This is a genomic window from Thauera sp. DNT-1 (genome assembly GCF_055393985.1).
The window spans coordinates 1977929-1993667 of record NZ_AP043752.1; the positions used below are offsets into that span (position 1 = coordinate 1977929).

Genomic DNA, 15739 nt, shown 5'->3' on the forward strand with positions numbered 1-15739 from the left:
CGGCGCATCGCCGCCCCCCCCGGGAAGGGATGGAGGAGGAATGCAGGAGGAATGTAGGAGCGACGCGGGTCGCGATTGCGCCCCCGCAGCCCTTTCCGGCCGCGCATCGCCCGCCACATCGCCCGATCGCGGCTGGCGTCGCTCCCACGAAAACCGTCGTGGCCCGACCAGCGCCTCGAGTTTCTTGCAGGAGTGACGCCCGTCGCGATCCGGCGGCGAAGAGGCGCACCGCCGGTCGACGAAAAACCCGCCCGGCGCGGGAGCGCGGGGCGGGTCGGGGATGCGGCGCGGTTCGGGGAACCGCGCGCTTCGGTCAGTGCGACGAGGCGGTCGCGGCGCCGACACCGGTCTGGGCGCGCACGTACTGGTCCTCGAAGGCTTCCTTCTCGGCCTCGGCCGCCTTGCTCTTGTCGAGCGTGGAGAACAGCCAGGTCATGAAGAAGGCGATCGGCATCGAGAACAGCGCCGGCTGGGTATAGGGGAAGATCGCCGAAGCGTTGCCCAGCACATCCACCCACACCGACTTGGACAGCAGCACGAACAGCACTGCGCTGACCAGGCCGGAGTAGCCGCCCACGAGGGCGCCCTTGGTGGTGAGGCCCTTCCAGTACATCGACAGGATCAGCACCGGGAAGTTGGCCGAAGCGGCCACGCCGAAGGCGAGCGCGACCATGAACGCGATGTTCATCTTCTCGAAGGCCATGCCGAGCAGCACCGCGACCACACCGAGGCCGATGGTGGCGAACTTCGACACCCGCAGTTCGGTCGCTTCGTCGGCCTTGCCCTTCATGATGACGCGCGAGTAGATGTCGTGCGAGATCGCCGAGGCACCGGCCAGCGCCAGGCCGGCCACCACCGCGAGGATGGTCGCGAAGGCCACCGCCGACAGGAAGCCGAGCAGAAGGTTGCCGCCGACCGCGTTGGCCAGGTGCATGGCGATCATGTTGCCGCCGCCGATGACCTTGCCGCCGATCACGCCGCCTTCGAAGAACTGCGGGTTCTGGCCGACGATGATGATCGCGCACAGGCCCATGATGGCGATGACGTTGAAGAAGTAGGCGACGATACCCGAGGCGTAGAGCACGGACTTGCGCGCTTCCTTGGCATCGGTCACGGTGAAGAAGCGCATCAGGATGTGCGGCAGGCCGGCGGTGCCGAACATCAGGCCGAGGCCGAGCGAGATCGCGGTCACCGGATCGGCGAGCAGGCTGCCGGGGTTGAGCAGCTTCTGGCCCAGCTTGTGCACTTCCATCGCACGGTTGGTGAGCTCGTCGAACGAGAAGCCGAACTGGCTGAACGCGAGCACGCCCACCGCGGTACCGCCGATCAGCAGCATGCAGGCCTTGATGATCTGCACCCAGGTGGTGGCGACCATGCCGCCGAAGGTGACGTACACCATCATCAGCGCGCCGACGACGACGAGCGCGATGTTGTAGTCGAGACCGAACAGCAGCTTGATGAGCTGGCCGGCACCGACCATCTGCGCCACCAGGTAGAAGCACACCACGGTCAGCGAGCTCACCGCGGCCATCGTGCGCACCTTGCCCTGGTCGAGGCGGTAGGCAGTGATGTCGGCGAAGGTGAACTTGCCCAGGTTGCGCAGACGCTCGGCCATCAGGAACAGGATGATCGGCCAGCCCACGAAGAAGGAGAGCATGTAGATGTAGGCATCCACACCCTGCGCGTACATCATCGCGGTGAGACCGAGCAGCGTGGCGGCGGACATGTAGTCGCCGGCGATCGCGAGGCCGTTCTGGAAGCCGGTGATGCCACCGCCGGCGGTGTAGAAGTCGGCGGTCGACTTGGTGCGGCTGGCCGCCCAGTAGGTGATGCCCAGGGTCATCAGCACGAACACGAAGAACATGCCGATGGCGTGGAGGTTGAGCGGCTGCTTCTCGGCGGCGTCCATCGCGGGACCGGCGGCGAGCACCAGCGGGCTGGCGGCCAGCGCGAGCAGGCCGGCGGCGCTACGGGAAAGGCTACGGGCGTTCATCATTTTTCCTCCTTCCAGGCGGCCTTCACGAGTTCCTTGTTGATGTCGTCGAACTCGCCGTTGGCGCGGCGGACGTACACCAGGGTCAGGACCCAGAAGAAGATGAACTGCAGCAGGCCGGCGAGGATGCCGAAGGTCAGGTTGCTGCCCTCGAACAGACGCTTGCCGATGAGCTCGGGCGCGAACGCCACGAGCAGCACGAAGCCGTAAAAGACGATCAGGACGATCGCCGCCAGAATGCCCGCGAAGCGGGTGCGCTTGGCGACAAGCTCCGCGAACCGCGGGTTGCGCCGGATGTGCGCATACATCGAGCTAGACACTTTCACTCCCTCCCAAGGATAAGCAACACGAACTGCTTTGCCTCCACCTTTCCTCCTGCCTCGGCGGCCGTCTGACGCGGCATCGTAGGCGAGCGGATGATATATCATCCATAAGACTCCATACACATCCGTATGGAAAAATTTTATTTATCGAAAACGGCGAACCGATGAACACAAGAATCGACCTCGACATCGACCAGGGCATCGCCACCGTGACCCTGCACAACCCGACCAAGCTGAACGCTGTGAACGCGGCGATGTGGCGCGGACTCTCGGCGGCGATGGCGCGCATCGCCGCCGACGATTCGGTGCGCTGCGTGATCGTGCGCGGCGCGGGCGAGAACGCCTTCGCCGCCGGCGGCGACATCGAGGAGTTCCGCAGCGTGCGCGCGACGGTGGACGATGCGCTGCACTACCACGAGGACCTGGTGGCGAGCGCGCTGAACGCGATCCGCGACTGCGCCGTGCCCACCGTGGCGGCGATCCGCGGCGCCTGCGTGGGCGGCGGGCTGGAGATCGCCGGCTGCTGCGACATCCGCATCGCGGGCGAGTCGGCACGCTTCGGCGCGCCGATCAACCGCCTGGGGTTCTCGATGTATCCGGGCGAGATGGCCGGCCTGCTCGCCCTGGTCGGCCCGGCGGTGGTCCTGGAAATCCTGCTCGAGGGCCGCATCCTGGATGCGCGCGAGGCGCTGCAGAAGGGCCTGCTGACCCGCGTGGTGGACGACGAACGCGTATTCGAGGAGGCCGCCGTGTCGGCCGAGCGCATCCGCGCGGGCGCGCCGCTGGTGGCGCGCTGGCACAAGCAATGGGTGCGCCGGCTGACCACCGGCGTGGCGCTGGACGAGGAGGAGAAGCGCCGCGCCTTCGACTTCCTCGCCACCGCGGACTATCGCGAGGGCCTTGCCGCATTCAGCGAGAAGCGGGCACCGGTGTTCCGGGGGCGCTAGCCGCGGCGCCGCAATCGCGACTTGCGTCGCTCCTACGGCACGTCACCGCGCTTCCGAAGGCGCCTGTAGGAGCGACGCGAGTCGCGATCGGGCGATCCGGTCGGCGATGCGCGGCCGGCGAGGACTGCGGCGCCGCAATCGCGACTTGCGTCGCTCCCACGGCACGTCACCGCGCTTCCGAAAGCGCCTGTGGGAGCGACGCGAGTCGCGATCCCGGCGCGGGCAGGCGCTTCATCGCCGCTTCGGCTTCTCCTCGACGTACTCCTCCACCTTCACCGCGCGCAGCTGGTAGCCCGCGGTACCCATGTCGGAATCGATGCGCCCCACCGCCATGACCCCGTCCACCCACACCGGCAGCATGTTCCAGCCGCCCGGCACGGGCTTGTCGGGGATGACGTGGATGAGCTGGTTGGCGGGCGGCGGCGGGACGTGCACGCAGGCACCGAAATACGGGACGAGGAGAAACTCGCGGATCTTCTCGCCGCTGGTCTCGAGCGGCACGACGAAGCCGGGGATGCGCACGCGCGCACCGGCCATGCGCTCGACCAGGGGCGCACGGTCCCACTCCTCGCGCATGCGCTGCAGCGCCTCGGCGGCGCGCGGGTCGTTGTCCTCGAGCTTGTCGAGCTCGAGGCCCGAGAGGAAGCCCTCGGGGTTCCAGTCGGCAGGGATGAGGTCGTCCCAGCTGATCTCGCGGAACTCGCCCTTTCCCGGCGCGGGCGCAGCGAGGCGGTCGCCCACCGCGTACTGGCCGGCGGACTCGCCGGCCGGGGCCTGCGCGCCAGCCGGCAGCGGCGCGAACGCCAACAGGGCAAGCAGCGGTACGACGCGCAGCGCGCGCGGGACCAAGCGGGCGAGGTGCAGATTCGTGTTCATTTCCTGCCTCCGGTTGCAGGCGTGCGGTGATGGATCCGGGCCCTCCCGGCCCCGCGAACGAGGCGGTGCATCCCGCCTCAGGTCCGCACGGTCATGCCGTCGGCGAGCGACTGGCGGTAGGCGCGCAGCGCCGGCAGCAGGCTGGCGACCAGGCTGGCGGCGAGCACCGCGCCGAGCAGGCGCCATTCGCCCGCCGCGGGCCAGCCCAGGCTCGGCTGCAGACCATGCTGCGCGGCGAGCCAGGGGGCGAGCGCGGCGCCCGCACCATACAGCAGCCCGAGGCCGAGCGCGATGCCCGCAGTGGCGAGCAGCAGGCTCTCAAGCGCGAGCAGCGCGAAGACCTCGCGCGGGCTGGCACCCAGCGCACGCAGGATGGCGAGCTCGCGGCGGCGCTCGCCCAGGCTTGCCAGCACCACCGCCACCATGCCCGTCAGGCCGACCACGACCACCAGGGCCGAGACCGCGAGCAGCGCGCGCTCGGCGATGCCGACGAGGTCCCACAGCTGCTGCAGGGTCGCACCGGGCAGGATGGCGGTGAGCGGTTCGCCGGCGTAGGCGTTGATCTGGCGCTGCACGCGGAACACCGCGCTGCGGCTGTGCAGCCCGACGAGCGCGGCCGTGACGGATTTGGGGCGCAGGTCGAACTTGCGCACCTGCTCGGGCGTGATCTTCAGGCCCGGGATGGGCGCGCCGCCATGCCAATCGACATGAATCGCCTCCAGGCCCTCCAGGCTCACCAGCACGGCGCGGTCGAGCGGCGTGGCGCTGGGCGCGAGGATGCCGACCACGGTGAAGGGCTTGTCGGCGTGCTCGGCGAAGCGCGCTCCGCCCTCCCCCGCGCCGCCGCCGTGGCTGAGCACGATGCGCTCGCCGAGGCGGTAACCATGGCGGGCGGCGACCTCGGCGCCGATCACGGTCTGGAAGAGGTCCTCGACGCGCGCGGTTGCGCCGGCGAACGGGCCGCCGGCCGCGAAGACCAGACTGCGCCCCTCGCCATGGCGGTATTGCGCGAAGAAGTCCGTGGTGGTGCCGACCACGCGGTGACCGCGGTGCGAGTCGCCGAGCGCGAGCGGTACCAGCCACTTCACCTGGGGCAGCGCGGCGACGTGCTCGATGCTGGCCCACGACAGGTTGGCGGTGGCGTCGCCGATGTGGAAGACCGAGTACAGCAGCAGCTGCACCGGGCCGCTGCGCGCGCCCACCACCAGGTCGGTGGCGGAAATCGTCTGCGCGAAGCCCGCGCGCGCATCGTTGCGCAGGCGCTCGACCCCGAGCAGCAGCGCCACTGCCAGCGCCACCGCGACCACGGTGAGCGCGGCCGACAGCCTGCGGTTGGCGATGCTGCGCAGCGACAGCATGAAGACGGGGCTCATCGCGCGTCCTCCGCAGCGAGGCCGGCGCGGACGAGCGCACCGAGGTCGAGCACGCGGTCGAAGTGCGCTGCCAGGCGCTGGTCGTGGCTGACGAAGAGCAGCGCGGCGCCGACCGCGGCGCATTCGTCGAGCAGCAGGTCGATGAAGGTCTGCTGACGATCGGCGTCGAGCGCGGAGGTGGGCTCGTCCGCCACCACCAGGCCGGGACGGCCGATCAGCGCGCGCGCCGCGGCCACGCGCTGCTGCTGGCCGACCGAGAGCTGCGTGGCCGGGCGCTCGAGCAGCTCGACGCCGAGGTCGAGCCGCGCCGCCAGGCGCGCCGCCTCGGCAGCCGGCGTGCTGCCCGCGGCCGCGATACGCGCGCGCCGCTGCGGCGCGAAGCGGCAGGCGAGCAGGATGTTGTCGCGCGCGGACAGCCAGGGCAGCAGGTTGAAGAGCTGGAACACGAAGCCGACGTGGTCGGCACGGAAGCGGTCGCGCGCGCCCGCCGACAGCGCGCCGAGCGCCTGCCCGCCGACCTCGACCGTGCCGGCCTGCGGCAGGATCACCCCGCCGACCAGCGACAGCAGCGTGGTCTTGCCGCTGCCGCTCGGCCCGCGCAGGAAGACGCGCTCACCGGCGCCGAGCTGCAGCGCGTCGATCGCCAAGCAGTCCTGCGCGCTGCCCGGCCAGCGGTAGCGCAGGCCGGAGATGCGCACCGCCGGCGTCGGGTGCGCTCGCACTGCCGCGCTCACAGCGCGAGCGCGGCGGCGCCCGAGGTGAGCACACCGCCCCCCTGGCCGCGCGGGGTGGCGAACTCGGCGCGCACGCGCTGCAGGCGCGGGAAGTGCTTGAAGACGCGCAACTCCAGCCGACGCAGCGCCTCGGGATGCGCGCACTCGAAACCGTAGCTTGCCACCATGTCCTCGTGATCGCCGCGGGCCGGCCGGTTGTGGTCGCGTGTTTGGCCCCGACCGTGTTCGCGCCCGCTGTCCCGCCACGGCGATTCGATGCCGACCTCACGGGTCACGCAGCCAGCTTCCGGCGGGAGCGCGAACACCGCCTCGCTGTCGCGCAGAAGGCGCTCCGCATCGGCGAGCGCACCGCGCTGCGTCTCGTTCGCCGGCGCATGCTCGAAGCCGACGAGGTTGTCGAGCGGCGAGATCAGCTCCAGCTGCAACATGCGGCCTTCCAGTACAACGGTCAGTTCGGCGACGCCGTGCTGGTGTGCGCCATGCGCATGCTGTGCCGGCGCGGCGACAGGGAGCGCGAGGGCCAGGACGATGACGCTGGAGAGGAGGATCGGACGCAAGCAGGCTGGCATGGTCGTGGGAAGTGGAGACAAGCGATTCGGGGCGCGTGACGAGTGCTGAAAACCATGCAGCGCGGGGCACGCAAGTCTAATGCTACAATGTTGCATCAAAAGCGACCGCCCTGCCACAAGAGCCGTTTCCCCGCGCCCCGCCGCAACAGGCTTCGATATGCCCCTGCACGAACACCCTGCCGCCACCGACGCTGCCCGCGAGCTCATCGCCGCACGCGGCGGCCGCGTCACGCGCACGCGGGTGGCGGTGATCCAGGCCTTGCAGCGCAGCGCCCATCCGCTCTCGCACGACGAGCTCGGCGCCGCGCTCGACGGGGCGGGCATCGCCCACGACCGTGTCACCCTCTACCGCGCGCTCGACTGGCTGGTGGAACAGGGTATTGCGCAGCGAATCGCGGGGGGCGAACGCGCCTGGCGCTTCGAGATCCGCCGCGACGGCGACCACCGCCACGCCCATTTCCACTGCGAGCGCTGTGGCCAGATCGTGTGCCTGGAGGACGTGTCCGCCGCCGCGCCGACCCTGCCCGCCGGCTTCGCGGTCGCACGCGCCGAGCTGGTGCTGCATGGCGCGTGCGCCGATTGCGGCCGCGAGGGCGTGGAGAGGAAGGAACGATGAAGCGCGCGCCCCCCGTCCTGCACGGCACCGATCCCCAAGCCGACGACGACACGCGCCCCTTCCCGGCACGTAGCCTGCTGGGCGCGGGCCTGGCCGCGCGCCTCGCCCTGGTCGCCGGCGCGCTGGCGCTGCTATGGGCGACCGTGCTGTGGGCCTTGCAATGAACCGCCTCGCGCTGCCGATGATCCGCCTCGACAACCTCACCCTGGGCTACGACCGCCACCCGGCGGTGCATCACCTGTCGGCCGAGATTCCCGCGGGCGCGCTCGTCGCCGTGGTGGGCCCCAACGGCGCAGGCAAATCCACCCTGCTCAAGGGCCTCGCCGGCGAGCTGCGGCCGATCGGCGGGCGCATCCTGCTGCCCGAGCTGCCCGCGGGGGGGCTGGCCTACATGCCACAGCGCGGCGAGATCGACCACAGCTTCCCGGTGTCGGTGTTCGACGTGGTCGCGATGGGCCTGTGGCACGAGATCGGCGCCTTCGGCGGCGTCTCGCGCGAGCAGCGCCGACGCGTGCGCGCCGCGCTCGAGGCGGTGGGCATGGCGGGCTTCGAGTCGCGCCCCATCGGATCGCTCTCGGGCGGCCAACTGCAGCGCGCGCGTTTCGCCCGCCTGATGTTGCAGGACGCGCCGCTGATCCTGCTCGACGAGCCCTTCGCGGCCATCGACAGCCGCACGGTGGACGATCTCGTGGAGCTGATCCTGGGCTGGCACGACGAGGGCCGCACCATCCTCACCGTGGTGCACGACCTCGAGCAGGTGCGCCGCCACTTCCCGACCGCACTGCTGCTGTCGCGCGAGCCGGTGGCCTTCGGCCCCACCGCCGAGGTGCTGACGCCCGAGCGCCTGGCGCGCGCGCGCCGCCTGTCGGAAGCCTTCGACGAGCACGCGCACGAATGCCACATCGAGGAGTTGACGGTCGCGGTGGCGCCCGATGCGGCGGCACATCCGCACGCGCATGACCATGGACATGCGCACGACGAAGGCCACGGCCACGCCCATCCGCACCCCGCGGCACACACCGCGCCGCGTCCGCGCCGCGGTCTTCCCCGCCACTGAATCCGCAACCCGCGCCAGCAAACCAGGCCTTCGCAGTGTTCGACCTCCTCATCTCCCCCTTCACCGAGTTCGCCTTCATGCGCCGCGCGCTCGCCGGCTGCCTGGCGCTCGCGCTCGGCGCCACGCCGGTGGGCGTGTTCCTGCTGCTGCGCCGCATGAGCCTGATGGGCGACGCGATGAGCCACGCCATCCTGCCCGGCGCCGCGCTCGGCTACCTCGCCTTCGGCCTGTCACTGGGCGCGATGACGGTGGGCGGCATCGTCGCCGGCCTGGTGGTGGTGTTCGCCGCGGGGCTGGTGACGCGCGCCTCGGTGCTCAAGGAGGACGCCAGCCTGGCCGCCTTCTACCTGCTCTCGCTCGCCGCGGGGGTCATGATCGTGTCGCTGCGCGGGCAGAACCTCGACCTGCTGCACGTCCTCTTCGGCTCCGTGCTCGGGCTCGACGACGCCTCGCTGCTGCTGATCGCGAGCATCGCCAGCGTGACCCTGGCGAGCCTGGCGCTGCTGTTCCGCCCGCTCGTCATGGAGTGCTTCGACCCCGCCTTCCTGCGCGGGGTGAGCCGGTGGTCGCCGGTGGCGCACTACGGCTTCCTGATGCTGGTGGTGGTGAACCTGGTGAGCGGCTTCCACGCGCTCGGCACGCTGATGGCGGTAGGCATCATGATCCTGCCCGCGGCCGCGGCGCGCCTGTGGACGAACGGCCTGCCGATGCTGCTGCTGCTCGCGGTGCTGTTCGCCTTCGGCAGCGGCGCGAGCGGGCTGCTGCTGTCCTTCCATGCCGACGTGCCTGCCGGGCCGGCGATCGTGCTGGTGTGCGGCGTGGTCTATTTCGTGTCGCTGCTCGCGGCCCCCGGTGGCCTGCTCGCCGGACGCCTGCCGGTACGGCACCACCTCGAGTCGTGAGGCCCGATGTCGCCTGCGGGCAGCTCGACTGCTCCGGCAGGAGCGACGCGGAGACGTGATGGCTCTTGTGGGCGCGACGCAAGTCGCGATCGCAGCGCTTGGTCAGTCGCCGACACGAGCGACCGCCCTGCGACCGGAGTCGCGACTTGCGTCGCTCCTACGAAAGCGATCGCGGCGGAAATCCGCGGTGGGGCCCTGCGGCTCGAGTACACCTTCTTTCCTTTCTTCAACCCGGACCCGACGACGATGAGATTCCCCTACCGCTTGCGCCGCCTGCGCATCCTCGCGGCCTGCGCCGCCCTGCTCCTGGGCGGCAGCGCCCACGCCCAGGCGCTCGAAGTGGCGACCAGCTTCAGCATCCTCGGCGACCTCGTCGCCCAGGTCGGCGGCGAGCGCATCAAGGTGCGCACCCTGGTCGGTCCCGACGAGGACGCCCACGCCTTCCAGCCGCGTCCCTCGGACGCGCGCGAGATCGGCAAGGCTGCGCTGGTGGTGGTCAACGGCCTCGGCTTCGACGACTGGATGACGCGGCTGGCGCGCGCCGGCGGATTCAAGGGGGCGGTGGTGGTGGCGAGTGCGGGGATCTCGACGCTGGAGATGAGGCGCGACGACGGGCACGACCATGGCCACGATCATGGCAAGGGCAAGGCGGTCGACCCGCACGCCTGGCAGGACGTGGCGAACGTGCGCCGCTACGTCGCCAACATCGCCGCCGCCCTCGCCACCGCCGACCCGGACGGCGCGGCCATCTACCGCGCCGCGGCCGCACGCTACGACGGCGAGTTGCAGGCGCTCGACGCGGAGATCCGTGCCGCCTTCGCGGCGCTGCCCGCCGAGCGCCGCAAGGTGGTGAGTTCGCACGCGGCCTTCGGGTACTTCGCGCGCGCCTACGACATCCGCTTCCTGTCGCCCGTCGGCGTGGCGAACAACGCCGAGCCCACCGCCAAGGGCGTGGCCGGCCTGATCCGCCAGCTCGCGGCGGAAAAGGTGCCGGCGGTGTTCATCGAGAACATCGCCGATCCTCGCCTGATCGAGCGCATCCGCAGCGAAAGCGGCGCGGTCGTGGGCGGCACGCTGTATTCCGACGCACTGTCGAAGGCTGACGGCCCGGCGCCCAGCTACGTACGCATGATGCGCGCCAACCTGGCGACGCTGCAGAAGGCACTCGCGGCACCCGAGCGCTGAACCGGATCGGTTTCCACGGAGCGGCGGCGGGTCTCGGGGCGCGGGGGATCGCGACTTGCGTCGCTCCTGCCGGGGCTCGGGGGCGGCGGAGCGTTCTTGTGGGAGCGACGCAAGCCGCGATTGCGGCGCCGCCGTTCGCGCCATCGCCCATTGCCGGCCCGGACCCGGGGCGGCTCAGCGGCTCGAGGCCGCCAGCATCGCCCCGGCGCCGACGAAGAGGCCGCCGAACAGGCGGTTCTGCAGGCGCAGCAGGCGCGGGTCGCGCAGCAGGGGGCGGAAACGCGTGGCGAGCAGCGCATAGCAGGACATCACCATCACGTCGACCCCGACCATGGTTGCGCCGATGATCGCGAACTGCGGCCACTGCGGCCGGTCGGGCACGATGAACTGCGGCACCAGCGCGGCGATGAACACGATCGCCTTCGGGTTGGTCAGGTTCACCAGGATGCCCTGAGCGTAGAGCTGGCGGCGCGACTGCACCCGCACGCCCTCGCCGTCCCCGTCGATCGGCTCGGGCGGCGAGCGCCACTTCTGCACGCCGAGCCAGATCAGGTAGGCCGCGCCGGCGAATTTCACCACCGCGAACGCCGTCTCCGAGGTCGCGAGCACCGCACCGAGGCCGAGCGCCACGACGCCGAGTTGCAGCAACAGCGCGATCTCCAGGCCGGTGATCGCGCGCAGCGCGGCGGTGTAGCCGTAGCGCAGGCCGGTCGACATCGACAGCACGGCGCCCGGTCCCGGCGAGACCGCGATCACCAGTGCGGCGGCAAGAAAGCCAAGCCACATCGTCCAGCTCATGGAAGTCTCCGGCAGATTCGTCCAGCGAGTTCGTTCAGGCGAAGATGCTGTGCAGCATCTTGGCACACAGCAGGACCAGCATCCCGGCAAACACCTTCTTCAGCGTCGCCACCGGCAGGCGGTGGGCCAGCTTCGCGCCGAGCGGGGCGAAGAAGGTGCTGACCACGGAGACCAGCACCAGCGCCGGCAGGTACACATAGCCGAAGGTGAGCGCCGGCATGTCGGGTGCGCCCCAGCCATTGACCAGGTAGCCGACCGTGCCGGCGAGCGCGATCGGCAAGCCGATCGCCGCGGAGGTACCGATCGCGTTCTGCATCTTGACGTTGCACCAGGTCATGAAGGGCACCGACAGCGAGCCGCCGCCGATCGCGACCAGCGCCGACACACCGCCGATGCCGAGGCCGGCCGCGCTCATGCCGAGTGCCCCGGGCAGCTCGCGCGCGGGCTTGGGCTTGATGTTGAGCAGCATCTGGATCGACACGTAGGCCATGAAGACGGCGAAGAAGATCGCCAGCGGCACGGTGGACACGCGCGCGGCGATGAAAGTGGCGGCGAAGGTGCCGACGAGGATGCCGGGCGTGATCGCGCGCACCACGTCCCAGCGCACCGCTCCACGCGCGTGGTGCGCACGCAGGCTGGACACCGAGGTCAGCACGATGGCCGCCATCGAGGTGCCGAGCGCCATGTGCACCACCTGGGACTGCGGGAAGCCCTGGGCAAGGAAGAAGGTCGTCAACATCGGCACCATGATGCCGCCGCCGCCCACACCGAGCAGGCCGGCGAAGAAGCCCACCGCCGCGCCGAGCACCGGGTAGGCGAGCCACCAGAGGTCGAAGGTCATTGCGTTTCCGTTCGGGTTCGAGGCACGCCGCGTGTTGCAGTGCGCAAGGAGCGGAACTATCGGTCAAAGCCGAGGGGCAGTGCAAGCGGACCGTGGGAATCCTCCCGGGCAGGGCCGGCGCGGACGCGGCGGGATGGGCACGCTGGTACCATCGCGGCATGGCCCTGCCGACACCACGCGACCGCCTTCCCGACCGCGCCCCGCTGCGCAATTACCTGCTCGCTGCGCTGGCGGCGGGTGCGGTGGCGCTGGTCGGTGCGCCGCTGCTCGGGCAGTTCGATCTCGCCAACATCGCCATGCTGTTCCCGCTCGCGGTGCTGTTCGCAGCGATCCGGCTCGGTCGCGGGCCGGCCGTGTTCGCCGCCTTCCTGGCGGTGGCGCTGTTCGACTTCTTCTTCGTGCATCCGCACTTCACGCTGGCGGTCTCGGACCTGCAGTACCTGCTGACCTTCGCCGTGCTGCTCGCGGTGGCACTGACCACCGCGGAGCTGGCCGCGCGCCTGCGCCGCGAACGCGACTCTGCCGAGGCGCGTGCGGAAGAGGCGGCACAGGCGCGCCTCGCCGCCGACACCGAGCGCCTGCGCAACACCTTGCTCGCCTCGCTGTCGCACGACCTGCGCACGCCGCTGACCGCACTCGCCGGACTCGCCGAGTCGCTCCCGCTGGCCGGACCGCCGCTGCCCCCGGCGCAGGCCGAGCTGGCCGAGGCGATCCGCGCCGAGGCCTTGCGCACCCATGCGCTCGCGCGCGACCTGCTCGACCTCTCCCGCCTGCAATCCGGGGCGCCGCGCCTCGCGCTCGACTGGCTGGCGGTGGACGAGCTGCTCGGCAGCGCGCTGCAGGCGCGCGCCCACGCCCTGCGCGCGCACGTGTTCGCGCTCGAGCTGCCCGAGGAACTGCCACTGCTGCACGCCGACGCGGTGCTGATGGAGCGGGTGGTGTGCAACCTGCTCGACAACGCGATCGCGCACACCCCGGAGGGAGGGCACATCGTGCTGGCGGCGCAGGTGGGCGCCGACTGGATCCGCATCAGTCTGTGCGACGACGGTTGCGGCCTGCCGCCGGGGCGCGAGCAGGCGATCTTCGAGCGCTTCGTGCGCGCCCCCCATCCGCGCGGCGCGGCCGACGCAACGACGGCGACCGGCGATGCCGGCACCGGGCTGGGTCTGGCGATCGTGCACGCCATCGTCGCGGCACACGGCGGCAGCGTGAGCGCACACAACCGCGCCGGCGGCGGCGCCTGCTTCGTGCTGCAGCTGCCGCTGCCACGCCAGCCGGACCGACCGCCTCCCGAGGACGAGGCCGGAGCGCCCCCACGATGAAGAGCGCCCAGCCCCCCTCCCCGGTCGTGCTGCTGGTCGAGGACGAGGCCGGCATCCGCCGTTTCGTGCGCACGGCGCTGGAATCCGAGGGCTGCACGGTGCGCGAGGCCGCCGCGCTCGAGCGCGGCCGCATCGAGCTCGCCAGCCGCCGGCCCGACCTGCTGGTGCTCGACCTCGGCCTGCCCGACGGCGACGGCACGGCGCTGCTGGCCGAGCTGCGCGGCTGGAGCGGCATGCCGGTGCTGGTGCTGTCGGCGCGCAGCGACGAGACCGACAAGGTCGCGGCGCTCGACGCCGGCGCCGACGACTATCTAGCCAAGCCCTTCGGCGTCGCCGAGTTGCTCGCCCGCGTCCGCGCCCTGCTGCGCCGCGCGCTGCGTCCGCCGCAGGCCGCGGCGTGCATCGCCTTCGGCGACGTGGAACTCGACCTCGAGCAGCGCCGGGTGACGCGTGGCGGCGCGCCGGTCCACCTGACCCCGATCGAGTTCCGCCTGCTCGGCCTGCTCGCCACCGCAGCGGGTCGCGTGGTGACGCAGCGCCAGCTGCTGGCCGGCGCCTGGGGCCCGAACCACGTCGAGCACGCACATTACCTGCGCGTCTATATGGCCGGTTTGCGCCGCAAGCTCGAACCCGACCCGCGCCTGCCCGTCCACATCCTCACCGAACCCGGCGTGGGCTACCGGCTGGTGCCCGAGCCGCTCAGCGCCGCCAGAACGCCGGCGTCAGCACCACCAGCAGGGTGAAGATCTCCAGGCGGCCGAGAATCATCGCAAAGCTCATCACCCAAGTCTGGAAATCGCCCAAGCCCTGGTAGTTGCCCGCCGGCCCCAGCGCGGCCAGCCCTGGCCCGGCATTGTTGATGCAGGCCACCACGCCCGAGAACGCGGTGATCAGGTCCAGCCCGGAAGCGGCGAGGATCAGCGTCAGGCTGACGATGCTGACCATGTACATGAAGCTGAACGCGAGTACCGCGTGCAGCACGTTGTCGGACACCGGCTGCCTGCCCAGACGCAGCGGCACCACCGCGCTCGGATGCAGCGAGCGCACGATCTCGCGGTGAACCTGCTTGTACAGGATGATCGCGCGCATCATCTTGATGCCGCCACCGGTCGAGCCGGAGCAGGCGGCGAAGCTGCTCAGGAACAGAATCCACACCTGCGCGAACATCGGCCACACCGTGTAGTCGTAGGTCGCCAGACCGAGCGAGGTCGCTAGCGAGACGGCGTGGAAGGAGACGTGGCGGAACGCGAGCGCGCCATCCCGATAGGCGCCCGATTCGAGCAGATACACGGTCAGAAAGACCACGGTGACCCCGAGCACGCCGAAGAACCAGCGTAGCTCGGGGTCCTCGCCGTAAGGGCGCGGCGTGCGCCGCACGAGGGCGAGGTAGTGGGTGGCATAGTTGATGCCCGAGAGCAGCGCGAACACGATGGTGACGGTCTCGATCGGCACGCTGTCGAAGGCGCCGAGGCTGGCGTCCCGGGTGGAGAAGCCGCCCAGCCCCATGATCGAGAAGGCATGGATCAAGGCATCCCACGGCGCCATGCCGGCCTGCGAGAGCGCGAGGGTGCAGCCTGCGGTGAGCACTACATAAACGCCCCACAGGCCCTTGGCGGTCTCGGCGATGCGCGGGGTGAGGCTGGACTCCTTCATCGGCCCGGGCGTCTCGGCGCGGAAGATCTGCCGCCCGCCGATGCCCAGCAGCGGCAGCACCGCGACCATCAGCACGATCACGCCCATGCCGCCCACCCAGTGCATGAAGCAGCGCCACAGGTTGATCGACACCGGCATCGTGTCGAGCCCGGTAAGCACCGTGGCACCGGTCGTGGTGAGCCCGGAGGCGGCCTCGAAGTAGGCGTCGGTGAACGAGAGTTCCGGAAGGTAGAACAGCAGCGGCAGCGCCCCGAACACCGGCGTGATCAGCCAGGTCGCGGCCACGAGCAGGAAGCCGTCGGAGACGTGCAGGTCGCGCCGCGCCCGCCGGCCCGCGGCCCACATGAGCAGCCCGGTCGCGAAGGTGGCGAGGATGGCGAGGTCGTAGGCCTCGGTGGCACCGTCTTCGAGCGCGAAGGACACCGCGAGCGGAAAGCCCATCACCAGCCCGAACAGCATCAGCATCATGCCGAGCACACCGAGGACGGGGAAATAGGCTTGCATCGCGACAAGGACGGCAAACGCCGCGAGACTGTGTATGGACGCTGCG

Annotated in this window: 17 protein-coding genes; 8 read left to right on the forward strand and 9 right to left on the reverse strand. The window is 70.8% G+C overall.

Going from position 1 to position 15739, the window contains the following annotated elements:
- Positions 1-313 precede the first annotated feature (313 nt).
- Both ACZ5PP_RS09155 and ACZ5PP_RS09160 read right to left on the reverse strand, forming a co-directional pair.
- Entirely contained in the window at positions 314-1993 is a 1680-nt protein-coding gene (locus ACZ5PP_RS09155) for a cation acetate symporter (RefSeq protein ID WP_004314661.1), read from the reverse strand.
- Entirely contained in the window at positions 1993-2313 is a 321-nt protein-coding gene (locus ACZ5PP_RS09160) for a DUF485 domain-containing protein (RefSeq protein WP_353799366.1), read from the reverse strand. The genes ACZ5PP_RS09155 and ACZ5PP_RS09160 overlap by 1 nt, the downstream gene beginning before the upstream one ends.
- Positions 2314-2480: 167 nt before the next feature.
- On the opposite strand from ACZ5PP_RS09160, the gene ACZ5PP_RS09165 reads away from it, so the two are divergent.
- Positions 2481-3263 carry an enoyl-CoA hydratase/isomerase family protein gene (locus tag ACZ5PP_RS09165; RefSeq protein ID WP_004314659.1) on the forward strand — a complete coding sequence of 261 codons (783 nt, stop codon included), beginning with the start codon at positions 2481-2483 and terminating at the stop codon, positions 3261-3263.
- 231 nt (positions 3264-3494) lie between these two features.
- On the opposite strand, the gene ACZ5PP_RS09170 is transcribed toward ACZ5PP_RS09165, so the two are convergent.
- The 4 genes from ACZ5PP_RS09170 to ACZ5PP_RS09185 all read right to left on the reverse strand — a co-directional run bounded on the left by ACZ5PP_RS09170 (position 3495) and on the right by ACZ5PP_RS09185 (position 6803).
- Positions 3495-4139 carry a DUF3299 domain-containing protein gene (locus tag ACZ5PP_RS09170; RefSeq protein ID WP_004314658.1) on the reverse strand — a complete coding sequence of 215 codons (645 nt, stop codon included), beginning with the start codon at positions 4137-4139 and terminating at the stop codon, positions 3495-3497.
- Between the two features lie 77 nt (positions 4140-4216).
- Positions 4217-5512, reverse strand: coding sequence for an FtsX-like permease family protein (locus tag ACZ5PP_RS09175; protein WP_012585976.1), 1296 nt, complete (start codon positions 5510-5512; stop codon positions 4217-4219).
- Complete coding sequence (locus ACZ5PP_RS09180) at positions 5509-6234, reverse strand: ABC transporter ATP-binding protein (RefSeq protein WP_012585977.1); 726 nt, start codon at positions 6232-6234, stop codon at positions 5509-5511. Before ACZ5PP_RS09180 ends, ACZ5PP_RS09175 begins: the two co-directional genes overlap by 4 nt.
- Before the next feature lie 8 nt (positions 6235-6242).
- Positions 6243-6803, reverse strand: a complete 561-nt coding sequence (locus tag ACZ5PP_RS09185; RefSeq protein WP_464826983.1) for a DUF2796 domain-containing protein — start codon at positions 6801-6803, stop codon at positions 6243-6245.
- Between the two features lie 169 nt (positions 6804-6972).
- Here ACZ5PP_RS09185 and ACZ5PP_RS09190 point away from each other — a divergent pair, with 169 nt between their 5' ends.
- From ACZ5PP_RS09190 to ACZ5PP_RS09210, 5 genes are all read left to right on the forward strand, one after another.
- On the forward strand, positions 6973-7431 hold the full coding sequence (locus ACZ5PP_RS09190; protein ID WP_004309844.1) for a Fur family transcriptional regulator: 459 nt from the start codon (positions 6973-6975) through the stop codon (positions 7429-7431).
- The gene (locus tag ACZ5PP_RS09195; protein ID WP_004309846.1) at positions 7428-7595 is read left to right on the forward strand and encodes a hypothetical protein; all 168 of its coding nucleotides are present in this window, start codon (positions 7428-7430) and stop codon (positions 7593-7595) included. Before ACZ5PP_RS09190 ends, ACZ5PP_RS09195 begins: the two co-directional genes overlap by 4 nt.
- Positions 7592-8488, forward strand: a complete 897-nt coding sequence (locus tag ACZ5PP_RS09200; protein WP_012585979.1) for a metal ABC transporter ATP-binding protein — start codon at positions 7592-7594, stop codon at positions 8486-8488. The genes ACZ5PP_RS09195 and ACZ5PP_RS09200 overlap by 4 nt, the downstream gene beginning before the upstream one ends.
- A 35-nt stretch (positions 8489-8523) precedes the next feature.
- Complete coding sequence (locus ACZ5PP_RS09205; protein WP_004309850.1) at positions 8524-9390, forward strand: metal ABC transporter permease; 867 nt, start codon at positions 8524-8526, stop codon at positions 9388-9390.
- A gap of 246 nt (positions 9391-9636) precedes the next feature.
- Positions 9637-10575 (forward strand): metal ABC transporter solute-binding protein, Zn/Mn family, encoded by a 939-nt coding sequence (locus ACZ5PP_RS09210; protein WP_012585980.1) that lies wholly within the window; start codon positions 9637-9639, stop codon positions 10573-10575.
- A 174-nt stretch (positions 10576-10749) separates the two neighbouring features.
- Here ACZ5PP_RS09210 and rhtB read toward each other — a convergent pair whose 3' ends face one another.
- Positions 10750-11373 carry a homoserine/homoserine lactone efflux protein gene (rhtB, locus tag ACZ5PP_RS09215; RefSeq protein WP_012585981.1) on the reverse strand — a complete coding sequence of 208 codons (624 nt, stop codon included), beginning with the start codon at positions 11371-11373 and terminating at the stop codon, positions 10750-10752.
- 34 nt (positions 11374-11407) lie between these two features.
- A complete protein-coding gene (locus tag ACZ5PP_RS09220) occupies positions 11408-12214 on the reverse strand; it encodes a sulfite exporter TauE/SafE family protein (protein ID WP_012585982.1) in 807 nt (268 codons plus the stop codon).
- Between the two features lie 158 nt (positions 12215-12372).
- Here ACZ5PP_RS09220 and ACZ5PP_RS09225 point away from each other — a divergent pair, with 158 nt between their 5' ends.
- Together ACZ5PP_RS09225 and ACZ5PP_RS09230 are read left to right on the forward strand one after the other, a co-directional pair.
- A complete protein-coding gene (locus ACZ5PP_RS09225) occupies positions 12373-13536 on the forward strand; it encodes a sensor histidine kinase (protein ID WP_012585983.1) in 1164 nt (387 codons plus the stop codon).
- Entirely contained in the window at positions 13533-14279 is a 747-nt protein-coding gene (locus ACZ5PP_RS09230; protein ID WP_043743171.1) for a response regulator, read from the forward strand. Before ACZ5PP_RS09225 ends, ACZ5PP_RS09230 begins: the two co-directional genes overlap by 4 nt.
- On the opposite strand, the gene ACZ5PP_RS09235 is transcribed toward ACZ5PP_RS09230, so the two are convergent.
- Positions 14236-15693 carry a TrkH family potassium uptake protein gene (locus ACZ5PP_RS09235; RefSeq protein WP_043743169.1) on the reverse strand — a complete coding sequence of 486 codons (1458 nt, stop codon included), beginning with the start codon at positions 15691-15693 and terminating at the stop codon, positions 14236-14238. The two genes, ACZ5PP_RS09230 and ACZ5PP_RS09235, sit on opposite strands and share 44 nt — an antisense overlap.
- Between the last annotated feature and the right edge of the window lie 46 nt (positions 15694-15739).